Origin of the sequence: Marinobacter sp. CA1, from assembly GCF_020546665.1 — a bacterium.
GTDB lineage: Bacteria > Pseudomonadota > Gammaproteobacteria > Pseudomonadales > Oleiphilaceae > Marinobacter > Marinobacter xestospongiae.
This window is the reverse complement of record NZ_CP071785.1, coordinates 825,512-839,468: the sequence shown is the minus strand read 5'-3', so window position 1 is coordinate 839,468 and position 13,957 is coordinate 825,512. Positions and strand designations below refer to the sequence as shown.

Sequence of the window (13,957 nt, the reverse complement as noted above, 5' to 3'; positions counted from 1 at the left end):
GAGGCAACCATGAGTGACAACGCCGTACGTTACGAAACCGATGCCCGGGGTGTGACACGAATTACCCTCAACCGGCCGGACAAGCGCAACGCCTTCGATGCCGACATCATCCGCGCCCTCACCGACGCGGTGAAGCTGGCGTCAGAAGATCCCGCCTGCCGGGTGATTGTGCTGGCCGGCGATGGCAAGCACTTCTCCGCCGGGGCCGACCTCAACTGGATGAAACACACCGCCACCCTGAGCGCGGACGAGAACCGGGAAGACGCCCGCGCCCTGGCCGGCATGCTCAAGGCCATCGACCTGTCCCCCAAACCGACCATCGCGCGGGTACAGGGAGCGGCCTTTGGCGGCGCCGTGGGTCTGGTGAGCGCCTGTGACATCGCCATTGCCTCCGACGATGCCCGTTTCTGCCTCAGCGAGGTCCGCCTCGGACTGGCACCGGCGGCCATCGGCCCCTACGTCATCCGGGTACTGGGTGCCCGCCAGGCCCGGCGCTATTTCCTCACCGCCGAGGAAATCTCCGCCACCCGGGCCGTCGATCTGGGGCTGGTCCACGAGACCGTGACCGCCGAGTCTCTCGACGATACCGTCAACCGACTGGTGGACCGGCTGCTGAAGAACAGCCCTCAGGCCCTTGGCGCCTGCAAAGAACTGATTGCCCGTACCGGCCACAACCAGCCGGACGAAGAGCTGATCCGCTACACCGCGGACCTGATTGCCCACCTGCGCACCAGCGACGAAGGTCAGGAAGGGCTGAGCGCCTTCCTGGAGAAGCGCGCACCGAGCTGGATTCAGGAGTAAACCATGACTCAACACATTCACACTCTGCTGGTTGCCAACCGGGGCGAGATCGCCCTGCGCGTCATGAAGACCGCACAGACCATGGGCATTCGCTGCGTTGCGGTTTACTCCGAGGCCGACGCCCGGGCGCCGTTTGTCGACTTCGCCGACGAGGCGGTCTGCATTGGTCCGGCAGCCGCCTCTGAGAGCTATCTCAAGGTCGATCACATCCTCGACGCGGCCCGCAAGACCGGCGCCAACGCCATCCACCCGGGGTACGGTTTTCTGTCCGAAAACACCGAACTGGCAGAACGCTGCGAGGCCGAAGGCATCCACTTCGTTGGTCCGCCTGCCGCCTCAATCGCCGCCATGGGTTCCAAGAGTGCCGCCAAGGCGCTGATGGAGAAAGCCGGCGTGCCCCTGGTGCCGGGCTATCACGGCGATGACCAGAGCGCCGACAGGTTCCGCCAGGAGGCCGAGCACACCGGATTCCCGCTGCTGATCAAAGCCAGTGCCGGTGGTGGAGGCAAGGGCATGCGGGTGGTGCGTTCGCTGGCGGAAGTGGACGACGCCGTGGCGGCCGCCCAGCGTGAGGCCACCTCAAGCTTTGGCGATCCTCATCTGTTGATTGAGCGCTACCTGGAGAACCCGCGCCACGTCGAAGTCCAGGTGATGTTCGACAAGCACGGCAACGGCCGCTACCTGTTTGATCGCGACTGCTCGGTGCAGCGTCGTCACCAGAAAATCATTGAGGAGGCACCCGCGCCCAACATTCCGGACGACGTCCGCCGGGAGATGGGCGAAGCCGCGGTTCGCTGCGGTGAGGCCATCGGCTACGTCGGTGCCGGTACCGTCGAGTTTCTCTACGAACCCGGCGCCGGTTTCTACTTCATGGAAATGAATACCCGGCTTCAGGTGGAACACCCGGTCACCGAGCTGATCACCGGCCTCGATCTGGTGGAATGGCAGCTCAAGGTGGCCCAGGGCGAAACCCTGCCCTGGAGCCAGGACGCCCTGCACTACAGCGGCCATGCCATGGAAGCCCGGGTGTACGCCGAAGACCCGGACAACGACTTTCTGCCGGTCACCGGAACCCTGTTCAGCCTGAGCGAGCCGGACAACCTGCCGGGGGTGCGGGTGGATTCGGGCGTGTGCCAGGGGCAGGAGATCACCCCCTGGTACGACCCCATGCTGGCCAAGGTCATCGCCTATGGCCACACCCGTGACGAGGCCCGCCAGCGCTTGGTGGACGCCCTCGCACACTACCGGGCCCTGGGTGTGACCCTGAACATCGACTATGTCTGTCGGGTGCTGGAACACACCGAGTTTGCCGAGGGCCAGCTGACCACCCATTTCATCGAACAGCAGGCCGACTCACTGGCCAAACAGGCGTTCGATCATCGCGAACAGATGGCACTGAGCTGGCTGGCCTGGTACCGCGCCACCAACTCCGCGCTGCTGGACGAAGCCGCCTCCCGCTGGACCTCTCCGTGGACCGCCGGCGACAGCTACCGCCTGGGCGGGCCCTGCAGTCAGCGCTGTGAACTGCGCATCGGCAGCGAGGACGACACTCTGCACTACTGGCTGGAATCCACCGGCCACGGCAAGGTGCAACTGGACAGCGAAGACCGCTCCATCGCACTCAACTGGCGGGATGACCCGGATAGCGACGGCGTCATTGTCCGCCTCAATGGCCGTACCGTGAAGCTGGGCTGGGCTGCCCACGGCGAGCGCCTGGGAGTCTTTGCTAACGCCGTCCACTGGGAAGCGCTGGTCAACCATCCCGAGGAGCAGGCCGGTGATGCCGCGGGCGACGGCCAGCTCAAGGCGCCGATGCATGGCCGCATCACTGCGGTTACCTGCCAGCCCGGCGACACCGTCGACGCAGGCACCTCGCTGGTCGCGCTTGAGGCGATGAAAATGGAACACACCCTGCGCGCACCGGTCAAAGGCACCATCGCCGCTGTACACTGCAACGAGGGCGACAACGTCGGCTCCGGTCAGGTGCTGGTGGAGTTCGAAGCTGAGGAGGCGTCATGAGCCGGGAGTTCGTCACCCTGGTGGAAATGGGACTGCGGGACGGCCTCCAGAACGAGGCCACCCCGGTACCGGCGGACGTCCGCGCCCGCTGGTTTAACGCCCTCGCCGGCACCGGCCTTGATCGCATCGAGGCCGGCAGTTTCGTGTCCCCCAAGTGGGTACCGCAAATGGCCAACACCGACCAGGTCATTGCCGGTATCAAACGCCGTGACGGCCTGTCGGTGGAAGTGCTGACACCGAACCAGAAAGGCCTGGAGGGCGCCCTGGCGGCCGATGCCGATGTCTGCGCGGTCTTCACCGCCGCCTCGGAAAGCTTCACCCAGCGCAACATCAACTGCACCATCGCGGAAAGCATCGAACGCTTCCGGCCGGTTGCGGAAGGTGCCAAGGCTGCCGGCAAACGTCTGCGCGCCTACGTCTCCTGCGTGGTCGGATGCCCCTATGAGGGCGCCATCCAGCCATCCCAAGTGGCACCGGTGGTGGAACAGCTGCTGGCCCTGGGGGCCGATGAAATTTCCCTGGGCGACACCATCGGCGTCGCCCGCCCCAAAGAGATTCATGCGCTGCTGGATGCAGTGCTACCGCTCCTGCCGGTGAACAAGCTGGCCCTGCATTGCCACGACACCCGTGGCCAGGCCGTGGCCAACATCTACGCCTCGCTGGAGCGGGGCATCCGCATCTTCGACAGCGCCGTCGCCGGCCTCGGCGGTTGCCCTTATGCCAATGGTGCCACTGGCAACGTCGCCACCGAAGATGTGCTGTACCTGCTGGACGGTGAAGGTTTCGACACCGGCATCGACCTTGAAGCCCTGGCAGTGGTGGGAAATGAAATCTGCGATTTCCTGGAAAGGGATAACCCGTCGAGGGTTGGCAAGACGTTCAAGGCGTAATCCGAAACCAAAGCGTTCCCATGGAAGGGATCGCTCTGGGATCCTGTGCTTTCGCCAGGTTCAACTCACTGATCACCGACCAGTTATGATCGCGCCGCCCTCCCCCAATGGACCAACAAGATCCCAACTAAAGCCCCCAGAACCCAAGTTCGGGGGCGCGTTGTTCAAGCCGAATGCTTGGCGCCATGGCGCGCGCCAGAAGCAACAACCGTGCGTCCGATCTAATCGGCGACAGCAACTGCACACCAATTGGCATGCCGGCATCATCGAATCCTGCTGGTAGAGCAATTGCGGGAAAGTCGAGGTAGTTTGCCGCACGGCTGAACTGACCGATGCTGGCATGACGGCAGTCCTCATCATCCAGGGGCAAAGCACCATGACCACTTACGGGCATTAGCAGGACGCCTGACGGGCCAATACTCTGCGTCAATGCCCTGGCGGCTTTGGTTCGCTGTGCAACTGCTGCTTCATATGCCTCATGACTAATATCACCACCGGCAAGAATCCGATTACGCACAACGTCCCAAAGCGGCTGTGCCGGATCACTTGCCAGGTGGCCATGCTCTCGATAGCCTTCGTAGCCAATAATTAACGAGTTACGCTCAGAAAGCTCCCCTATACCCAGTCCATCCCCGGGACTCCATTCCTCAAGCTCCCAGCCTGCATCACCAAGATTGTCCAGCACCCCTCTCCAAACGCGGTGGGCATCCGCGGTCATCGCAGCCGGAAAGGCCGCTTCGTCCAGAACAAACACCTTTGTCGTCCCGACAGATGTCAGGCCTTGCCCTGACTTCGCCGGCGCGCTCAACTCGTAGTCAGCATCCACACTGCTGAGAATGGCAGTGAGGGCGCTGGCATCGTCAACGGTTCGGGAGATGGGGCCCAGCACGTCCAGGCTTGGCGCAAGAGGCACTACACCATCCGCAGAGATCAGGCCCCCGGAAGGCTTGAATCCAACCAAGTGATTCAACGCAGCCGGTGCGCGAATCGAGCCACCGGTATCTCCTCCCACAGCGATCGGGACCAGCCCGGCAGCAACCGCAACGCCCGCCCCAGAGGATGATCCTCCCGGGGCGCGATGCAGTGCGGAATCCCAGGGGTTCCTGGGTGTACCGCGAGTCGGGTTCTGCCCGGACAACCCGAAGGCAAACTCAGTCATTTGAGTTTTACCCACGATAACCATACCGGCCTCCAGCAAACGCTTAACGGCGGCACTGGTCACGGAACTGACACAGGCTAAACGGCTTAACGAGCCGGCAGAAGCCGGGGTGCCGGAAACTTCGATATTGTCCTTGATGGCGACAGGCACGCCATGCAACGGACTCAACACCCGCCCCTCATCAAGTGCTCTATCGGCCTCATCGGCGCGCGCCAGGGCCTCTTCCGTGAATACCTCAGTGAACGCATTCAGGGCGCTGCCACGGGCAATTCGGTCAAGAAAGTAACTGGTCACGGCACGTGAGGTGGTCCGCCGCGTCTCAATCAAGTGAGCGATCTGCAGGGCGGTCTGAAAATGCAGGCTTTTGGGTTGGTCTTGCATAGTTTCCGGGTTCTGTGTTTTTTTTCGAGGGATACCCCATCGGCCATCGCTAACGGGGTATCGTGGCGTTGATTACACCGGCCCTATTTCAGTGGCTTGCCTGCTGTTTCAGGCATCCTGACGAAGGTCAGCAGGGACAGTGCAGCACCGGTGAGTACGTAATAGAAGAACCAGTGTTCTTGACCATTACTCTGCAACCAGGTCAGCAGGTACGGTGTGGTGCCACCAAGCAAGGCCACCATCAGGTTGTAGGGTGCGCCGATACCAACGGCACGAACGTTGCTGCGGAACTGCTCAGACATGATCGCGGGCGCGATCGAGGTATACAGTGCGTAAAGCAGCAGCCCGAACAGCTCGACCATCAGGATCGAAGAGAACGTCGGCTGCATGCTGGTAATGATCGGATAGAAGAACACCAGGTAACCCAGGCCAAATACAATCAGCTGTGGCCGACGCCCGAATTTGTCTGAAAGCATGCCGAACAAAGGGTGGACCAGCATAAAGACGATCATTGCCACGGTATTGGCGCCAAATGCGGTCGAAGCTTGGGCGTCCAGAGCACGGATGGCATAAGTGGGAACGTAAACCACAAACAGGTAGAAGGCGAACGTACTCAGGATAGAGAAACCAACGATCCGCAGGGTTTCGCGAGGGTAGTCTCGCAGCAGAGTACGCAGCGGTTGCTTAACAATAGCACTGTCGTCCTTCGGCTTAGAGGAATCGGATTCCGGCACAGACATGCGTAACCAAATTCCGGCAACGCCGCCCAGAGCACCCACGAGAAACGGGATACGCCAACCAAACTCGCGCATCTGCTCCTCCGTGAGGTACGAGGTCAATGCCCAGCCAATCAACGAAGCGGTCAGAATGCCGGCTGCGGAGCTGAAAAATACAAAGCTGGAGAACAGGCCACGGCGTTTATCCGGGGCCAGCTCAGCAAGATACGTCGAGGCTGAGGCGTATTCCCCTCCCAACGACAACCCTTGCATCAACCTAGCGATCACCAGTATCACCGGCGCCATCAAGCCGATCTGCTCATAGGTGGGAGCAATACCGATCAGCAGCGAGCCGCCGGCCATCAGCATGACCGTAGCTCCCAGCGCCGACTTACGACCGTAGCGGTCAGAATAGATTCCCAGGGCCCAACCGCCGATTGGACGGATGAAGAATCCAACTGCGAAAATGGCGAACGTTGCCAGCAGCGACGCCGTTGCGTCCGTTTCCGGAAAAAACTGCGTTGAAAAGAAGACAGCAAACGAGGCGTAGATGGTCCAATCGAACCATTCCACCGCATTGCCAATGCTGCCTGCAGCAATTTTACGTGCGGTAGAGACTTGGGGCTTTGCTGCCTGAAGATTTTCGGTCATTTCATTCATTGGCTTGGGCCTTCGACTTTGGCTTTATAGTTGTATTTGGACACCCGAGTCCAAAATATTCACTTTTATCGACACGGAAACGAGGTTATTTTTAAATTATGGACTCGTCAACAACAAAAAACACAGAAAATGGACAGAAAGCCCTGGATGAAACAGATCTAGCATGCCTGATCGCTCTGCAAGCCAACCCCCGCGGTACCTGGCGAGACCTGAGCGCAAGTTCTGGCGTAACGGAGCGAACACTCTCCCGTCGCCTCCAACGCCTGATGGAGAGCGGCTATATCAGAGTCATCGGAGAGCTTGACCCGGTAGTTATGGGCAGCGGTCCAGTGTTGCATGCCTGGATTCAGGTGGCCGACGGGCGCCAGGAGGAAGTTGCTGAACATCTGACGCAGCTGACTCAAGCCCGGGTGGTGATGGCAACAACGGGCGAGTTCGACATTTTCACCGAACTCAATCTGAGCAGTGTGGGAGCGCTGTCAGACATGGTCGTGAAAGAGTTGCCCCTGGTACCAGGCGTAAAGCAGGTGCAGTCACGAGTCGTGCTAAGGTCGTTCCGGCGTGCGAGTCGCTGGCGTATTGATGGCTCTCTACCAATTGAACCTGTGCAAACCTGTCCCATTCGTCTCAACGACGAAGAAATGCGACTTCAGGAAGCATTGATGATGGATGGAAGGGCAAACCTGAGCCATCTTGCAGAGACGTGTGGAGTAAGTGAGCCAAAGGCACAACGGCTGCTTAGTGGGCTGGTTGAATCTCAGGCTCTGACCTTTCGAGTCGAGCTTGAGCCTCAATTGGTTGGGTACGAGGTTGAAGCAATCCTGTCGTTACAGACTCGGCCTGGCATGACAGACAGCATTGCGAACGAATTGGCAAGGGATAAACATACACGCTGCCTGTTCGGCACAAGTGGGCATCTGCAACTGTTTTGGCATGTCTTGTGCCGTGACATCCATGACCTTTGGACAGTTTCAACGTCCCGAATTGGTGCGTTAGAAGGGATTGTCTCATGCGAGGTCAACACCGTTCTGAAGGCCTATAAGAGGGCCGGCAGAGCTCGTAAGGGCCTGATGGTTGAATAGGGGCGGTTTCTGGCAGTCACTGAGGGGCAATCCAGAGAACGTTAGAACGAAATCCCGTGCTCGGGCAAGCCCCTGACGGGTACGTTGCCCTGGAGTCCGCCTCATCTCAAAACGGGTGGGGAGCCCCGGTGACCTGCGACACCAACAGCCAGACGCCAATGGCGATCCAGCCGTCACTCACACTCCTGTTCTTGCTAACCACAAGATAGCGATCAGTAAGCAGCAGCGCCGTCATCAGCACCATCAGCAGTAAGCTGTGTCCAACCATGAGCACCATGGCCACCATCACCAGACCACACTCAAGCACACACCGGAGCCAAACCTCTCCGGCATAGCTTGCCATACTGCGATACACCTTGAAGCCGGTGACATGCACAACGCCATAGCGGCCACAGCGATTCCTGAACGCCTTGTTGGCAGGGTGTTTTCCCCAGAATCCAGCGGCAATAAACAGGGCAATGGCCAGCCAATCAAGCAGAACGAAAGGGGCCGCCACAGCCGATGACAGTGCAGAGGCCAACCAGAGTGCGCCCATCAGCAGGAGGACCCAACCGCCAGTGTAACAGACAAAAAAGAAGCTCATGGCCGGGAGGCGATGCCGGGGATTCAATGAGCGGGCGATATGAAGCAGGTGCCCGGCAATCATCGGCAGCATCATGGCCGGCACCATCAACATCAGGCTCAGTACGCCGCCATGACTGGCGTGCTCAGGTGCGTGGCCAGACATGACATGCATGTTGCTGGCAAACGCCACATACGCCAGCGATCCCCAAGCAGCAACAAACAGAGCGACAAACAGCCCAGCACTGACCCTGAACTTACCGATGTAGTCCAGATCGATTCCAAGGGTCGTCAGAACCGAGGCCATCCAGCCGGGCTGGCAACGGGACAACAACGGAAATTTGGCGAGAAAAGCCATAACAGACTCCCAGGCAGCGGGCGCAGCCTACTCAGGCGGCGCCCGCCGGCGTCAGGCCACGGAATGGAATTCCAGTGAAATCTTCTGGATGGTCACGACGCCACAACCTGTCGTTTCACCGTCCGGTTCCAACTGCACTGTCAGGTGGCCATTGGCCAGCAAGTGCTGGCAGATATCAACGATGTGTTGCTTGGGTACACGAACGGTGGTGGACATTGGCGCACCGTCAAACAGCTGGGTTTTGCCGTTCAACAGCGTAGAGCCGAAAAAGGAAACCACGCCCAACTCCCACTGATTCCCCGTTTTCTGCCCGCCAGCATCGTGTTCATACAACGTCACCCGATAGTTGATGGGAATTCCGTCTGTGACCACACCTTCCAGCTTTACCTTGGCCCCCCTGATCTGAGTGGCAGTATTGCTCGCCTGACACAGGCTCAGGGTATTACGGAAGGATTTTTCCTCGAGGACCTGCAGGGTTTCGGCCTTTGGTTGATCAGAAATCGTCATCGGCCTGTTCACATTGCCGACGATCAGGGTATTGATGTCACTGGATTTTCTGACAGCCATCGGTTTCACATCCTTACCAGAAGTCAGGGCCGCGACACTGGCTTCCGGAGCCCGGTTATCCTGAACGTCCTGTATGAACCGGGACAAACCGCTTGCCGGTGCATACTCATAGCTGATCGTTTCGATCACACTCGAATCAGGCGCACGGATCACAATATCCCTGGTGCTGGAAAAATCCTCCAACAACAGGCTGACGTCCTTGAGGCCGCCGTTATGGAACCACTTGAAAGCATATTCGATACCCGGATAGGGAACCCGGTCATCAATCAGCACCTCACCGCCAAGCTCGGTCCAGATTGCCCAGAGTCGATCGATGTTGGCGTGATGGAGATAGAAGATCGGGTCAAGGCCTGCCGTTCTGGTATCCCCCATCGCCCCGCCAACGCCATTGTGAATGACATTGTGCGGAGTGCCCTCCAGTGAGCCGCCACTGCCAGATTGACTTCCACCGAACTCAAAGAAAGGCTCATCGCTGACACTCTCGACAGTGCCTGCATAGAAATCCAGATTGTTGTGATGCCTGCCCGGAAAATACAGCGCTGTACTCTGATCCTGAAACGACTCCGGGATGACCATATTCTCGGTACCGGATGTGGTGTAGTCCCAGTAGGGCAAGGCCCAGTTGTCCGGTGCGCCAGGCAGCTCACTGAGCACAGAACGAATCACATTTTCGAACGCCAGCAGGTACTGCCTGTGCCAGGCCAGAAAATAGAACGATCCGTGCGGGCACTTGCCCAGAAACTCCAGATCACCGGGCCTGATACCGTTCTCCAGCCCGGTAACCCAGGGTTTGTCATCGTCGTAAGTGACGTGCCAGAAAGGGGACTCAAAATAATACTGGTGGACGGCCGCCCACCACCCCCAGCTTTTGGGATCGGATATATCTCGCCCCCGCATCCGGCTGACGGCTTTTTCATACCAGTAGATGGGGTCGGCTGGGTTGGTAGTGGATTGGCCAACTAGGTTGGTACGTAGTCTGCTCGACATGACAGGTTCTCCTTAACTCGACATGACATTGACGTCGCGACCATCGACCAGTGTTCCGTCTGGTTAATTCGCGGACCTACTGAGCCACTACCTGCTGACGTAGGGTGTAACTTTCAAACTAGTCCATAACCCGCCGGCTTCAAGTGGCGGCCTGTGCCAAGGTCCGCCACCTGGCACCTTACCGCCCGCCGATCTCGCACAGGCGATTCCGAGTTCATCAGCGGTTCCTTGAAGGTTAATCAACATCAACGAGTTACGTACGCCCCGGATGATCAAGCATTGAGTCAATGACCTCGCCAAGCCTCACAACGCCCCGGCGATGCTCTGCGTTTGGTTGATCATTAAAGCCAATGTGTCCAGAGTTAAGTCCCTGAGTCATCTCGACAAACCCATCGACGGCCGGTACTGAGAAGCCCTGCCCCGATACGGATTGCGCCCAATCCGTTTGCGGTATTGCCGCAGCCGTTATCGGCTTCCCCAGTGACTTGGAGAGGTGGTTGGCGACGTCACAAGGCGCATACCTGGCAGGGCCTTCCAGGTTAATGAGCCGCTCGCCATTCCAGGTTTCTGTCAGCACGTCTGCGGCGATTCGTCCGATGTCATCGGTCGCAATCATCGCGATGGCCCGCTCCAACGGTGCAAGAAAGCTGGGCAGCTGGCCCTGTGCCACAGCCACCTTCACCAGAGGTTGCCAGTTCTCCATGAAGTAGGCCGCCCGCAGAAAGGCGACGGGCAAACCGGTGCCGCCCAGGTGGTGCTCGAGCCCGCGATTCATGGCAATCCAGCCGGTACCGTCTGGTTGCTCCGCGCCAATGGAGGACAGCGCCACCAGCTTCGGCAAACTGGCGTCTGTCGCCGCCTTGGCGATGGCGCGGGCCATGATCTCGGCCTGCGAGAACAGCTCATCCGAGGCATACTGCGGCGGACTGACGATATAGGCCCCATCGGCGCCAGACAGCGCCCGGACCAGAGACTCGTGATCGGCAAACTCGGCAACAGCCACTTCCGCACCACGTGCGCTCCAGTACGCCCCTTTTGATTCATCCCGCACAACAACCCGCACCCGCCTCCCAGCGCTCAGTAAGGCACTGGCCGCAGCGGCGCCGGTACGGCCGGTGGCACCCGTCACAACATACAATTCGGTTTGGCTCATCGTCTTCTCCTGATGTTAAGGAGCCTCTGATTAACTCCGAATCGCCTCTGCGCGATCTGAGGGCTGCAGCTGCAAGGCGCGATCCGCAGGTAATGGCCGCAGCCCTTGGCAAGGGCCGCAACGCCGCAGATGCAGCCCTCAGAACGCGCCCTTCGGGGCCTTCAGAGCGATCCACACTCGGTGTTGCGACTTTTTGAAAGGCAGCCAGCCTTCCTGCAAAGCCGCGCCTTGAGTGTGAACCGCTCTGAAGGCCAGAGGTGATCCGGAGTTAATCAGAGGCTCCTTCGACCTTGATGGATTCGATGTCAGAAACCCTATAGACTTCGCCGACATATGAAAAATGCATACAAACTATATCGGGCATACCATAAATGGATATCGCTAAGGTCGACCTGAACCTGCTGAAGCTGTTTGACGCCCTCCTCAAGGAAGGCAGCGTGACGCGCGCCGGCCAACGGCTCGGGCTCAGCCAACCAGCTGCGAGCCGGGGCCTGGGGCGGCTGCGGCGGTTGCTGAACGATCGACTGCTCGTGCGAACGGCAACCGGGTGGGAACTGACACCGCGAGCGATGGCTCTGTCGGAGTCGGTGACGAAACTGCTGGATGACGCCCGGGCCATTGTTGCACCCACCGAGTTCGATCCCGCAACCGCCTCCGGCCGCGTCACCATCGCGAGTGCCGATCACCTGGCACTGCTGTTGATGCCGACGCTGACATCCAAGCTTGCAGTACTCGCGCCAGGGATAGACTTGGTGATACCCCCTCCGTCGGGAGATAACGTGGCACTGATCGCCCAGGGAGGCGCCGATCTGGCCATCGGGTCATTTCGAGACCTGCCGGCAAGGTTCCACTGCCGCCCGCTCTATCATGAGGATTTTGTGTGCGTCGTTCGCCAGGGCCACCCGGTGATCGCCAAGGGGCTGAACCTGCGTAACTTCGCAGCGCTGTCGCATCTGGCGGTTATCATCACGGGGCAAGGCGGGAGTAGTGTTGACGAGGCCCTGTCGAAACATGGTCTCACCCGGAGAATCGCGGTGCGAACACCACACTTTCTGGTTGCCCCGACGATCATCGCGGAAAGTGATCTGATCCTGACAATGCCACGCAAACTGGCTATTCGATTGGCTCAGTCGACGGCCATTGAGATCCTTGAGGCGCCGATCCACATTGAGCCCATGACGCCATCTCTCATCTGGCACGAGCGACAGCACTACGACCCGGCCCATCAATGGCTTCGTCAGCTGATTGTCGACATCGCTCAGGCGTTGTGAGACGTCCTAGACCCACCGCCGCACACGCCGGCAATACTCGTCGTATTCCGCTCCGAACCGTCGGCGCATGGCGTTCTCTTCAAACGCGATGTACCACCGGTCGGTGATGAGCACAAACAGCCCTGCCAGCAGGAAAGAGGAAGCTGCGCCACCCAGCAGTATCGCAAAGCCAATCAGAGCGATGGCAAAGCCGAGATACATGGGGTTTCGCGTGTGCCCGAACACACCCTCGGTAACCAGAACATCCGGTTCATTGAAGGTCAGTATGTTGGTGTGTCGCCGTTTGAACAGGTTTTTGCCCGCTATCGACAAAGCCAGCCCTGCGGCGGCGACAACCAGCCCGGCCAGGTTATAGGGGAAGCCAATGGGATGAGAGAACCCCATACTCCAGCACAACAGGGCCATCGCAATCACAAAGACCAGGAAAAGGACCGGTGGCAACAGCTTTCTCATGATAACGCTCCAGAACAACTCGCCATTGAGTGGAGCGCCAAAGTACCTCCGTACAGCCTCAGGTACCTTAACCTAGGTTAAGCCCATCTCCCGTCGTATCCGCGACAACGTCACGTCCGTCACCCCGAGATACATCGCCACCTGCCGCAGTGGAACCTGCTCGCAATCCTCAGCAAACTCTGCCAGAAACTGCTCATACCGTTCCCTGGCACTCAACAGCAGGAAAGCCGCCTCACGCTTCTCCTTTTTCAGAACCAGATTCTCATACAGCTTGCGAACGAAATCTGCCCAGTTACGGTTACCTTGGGACAGCTCTATCAGGGCGCGGTACTCGATTGATGCGGTCGTACAACGGGTAATAGCCTGGGTGAAAAAGGGGCTCGGCATATCACTGACACAGCTGCTGATACTGGCAAAAGCACCACCAGCCCGAACCAGCGACTTGTTCCGCTCCTTGCCACCCGCATCGATGTAGAAATAGCGCCCGATACCCTCCATCACGAAGTAGACGTGCCGGACAACATCACCGCTGGAGAAGATGCATTCGCCAGGGGTGTAGGTGTGAAACGAGAAATCTGGGCGTGCCAATTCCAGGTCACAGGGCTCAAATGGTGTGATTCCTGTTAGCAGGCAATTAAACGGGGAGTTCTGATCATGAGCCATACCGTATGATCTCTAAAAATCATAAAAATGACCAAGGCATTGAGTAACTCCGGCTGGGGCAAGCAGCCTAGGCTCTGGGTACGCCAACCCCGGGCAAAAACCTAATATAACACACTGAAAATAAAATATTATTTTATCAAAAACGACCTCCCACATAGGCGGCGATCAGATCCTTAGCCGGCTCCCACAACTTCCAGCCGCCAGGGGGCGGCTCTTTGCAGTTTGCTGTCAGATAA

The 13,957-nt window shown here is 59.0% G+C and carries 12 protein-coding genes; 5 read left to right on the top strand and 7 right to left on the bottom strand.

Going from position 1 to position 13,957, the window contains the following annotated elements:
- Positions 1 to 9: 9 nt before the first annotated feature.
- From J2887_RS03890 to J2887_RS03880, 3 genes are read left to right on the top strand one after another with little or no spacing between them, the layout of a single operon-like run.
- Positions 10 to 801, top strand: a complete 792-nt coding sequence (locus J2887_RS03890; protein ID WP_227174186.1) for an enoyl-CoA hydratase/isomerase family protein — start codon at positions 10 to 12, stop codon at positions 799 to 801.
- A 3-nt stretch (positions 802 to 804) separates the two neighbouring features.
- Complete coding sequence (locus J2887_RS03885) at positions 805 to 2,820, top strand: acetyl/propionyl/methylcrotonyl-CoA carboxylase subunit alpha (RefSeq protein WP_227174184.1); 2,016 nt, start codon at positions 805 to 807, stop codon at positions 2,818 to 2,820.
- A complete protein-coding gene (locus J2887_RS03880; protein ID WP_227174182.1) occupies positions 2,817 to 3,710 on the top strand; it encodes a hydroxymethylglutaryl-CoA lyase in 894 nt (297 codons plus the stop codon). The genes J2887_RS03885 and J2887_RS03880 overlap by 4 nt, the downstream gene beginning before the upstream one ends.
- Before the next feature lie 127 nt (positions 3,711 to 3,837).
- On the opposite strand, the gene J2887_RS03875 is transcribed toward J2887_RS03880, so the two are convergent.
- Complete coding sequence (locus J2887_RS03875; RefSeq protein WP_227174180.1) at positions 3,838 to 5,250, bottom strand: amidase; 1,413 nt, start codon at positions 5,248 to 5,250, stop codon at positions 3,838 to 3,840.
- Positions 5,251 to 5,333: 83 nt separating this feature from the next.
- Positions 5,334 to 6,626 (bottom strand): MFS transporter, encoded by a 1,293-nt coding sequence (locus tag J2887_RS03870; protein ID WP_227174179.1) that lies wholly within the window; start codon positions 6,624 to 6,626, stop codon positions 5,334 to 5,336.
- A gap of 98 nt (positions 6,627 to 6,724) precedes the next feature.
- Here J2887_RS03870 and J2887_RS03865 point away from each other — a divergent pair, with 98 nt between their 5' ends.
- Entirely contained in the window at positions 6,725 to 7,708 is a 984-nt protein-coding gene (locus tag J2887_RS03865; protein ID WP_227174178.1) for an Lrp/AsnC family transcriptional regulator, read from the top strand.
- A 106-nt stretch (positions 7,709 to 7,814) separates the two neighbouring features.
- Here the strand turns inward: J2887_RS03865 and J2887_RS03860 are convergent, their stop codons facing one another.
- The 3 genes from J2887_RS03860 to J2887_RS03850 form a co-directional block, all read right to left on the bottom strand.
- The gene (locus J2887_RS03860; RefSeq protein WP_227174177.1) at positions 7,815 to 8,627 is read right to left on the bottom strand and encodes a DUF2182 domain-containing protein; all 813 of its coding nucleotides are present in this window, start codon (positions 8,625 to 8,627) and stop codon (positions 7,815 to 7,817) included.
- Positions 8,628 to 8,678: 51 nt separating this feature from the next.
- Positions 8,679 to 10,181 (bottom strand): tyrosinase family protein, encoded by a 1,503-nt coding sequence (locus J2887_RS03855; protein ID WP_227174175.1) that lies wholly within the window; start codon positions 10,179 to 10,181, stop codon positions 8,679 to 8,681.
- 253 nt (positions 10,182 to 10,434) lie between these two features.
- Positions 10,435 to 11,334, bottom strand: coding sequence for an NmrA family NAD(P)-binding protein (locus J2887_RS03850; protein ID WP_227174174.1), 900 nt, complete (start codon positions 11,332 to 11,334; stop codon positions 10,435 to 10,437).
- Positions 11,335 to 11,705: 371 nt separating this feature from the next.
- On the opposite strand from J2887_RS03850, the gene J2887_RS03845 reads away from it, so the two are divergent.
- A complete protein-coding gene (locus tag J2887_RS03845; RefSeq protein ID WP_227174173.1) occupies positions 11,706 to 12,605 on the top strand; it encodes a LysR family transcriptional regulator in 900 nt (299 codons plus the stop codon).
- A 6-nt stretch (positions 12,606 to 12,611) separates the two neighbouring features.
- Here J2887_RS03845 and J2887_RS03840 read toward each other — a convergent pair whose 3' ends face one another.
- Positions 12,612 to 13,058, bottom strand: a complete 447-nt coding sequence (locus J2887_RS03840; protein ID WP_227174172.1) for a methyltransferase family protein — start codon at positions 13,056 to 13,058, stop codon at positions 12,612 to 12,614.
- A 72-nt stretch (positions 13,059 to 13,130) separates the two neighbouring features.
- Entirely contained in the window at positions 13,131 to 13,721 is a 591-nt protein-coding gene (locus J2887_RS03835) for a Crp/Fnr family transcriptional regulator (protein WP_227174170.1), read from the bottom strand.
- Positions 13,722 to 13,957: the final 236 nt, after the last annotated feature.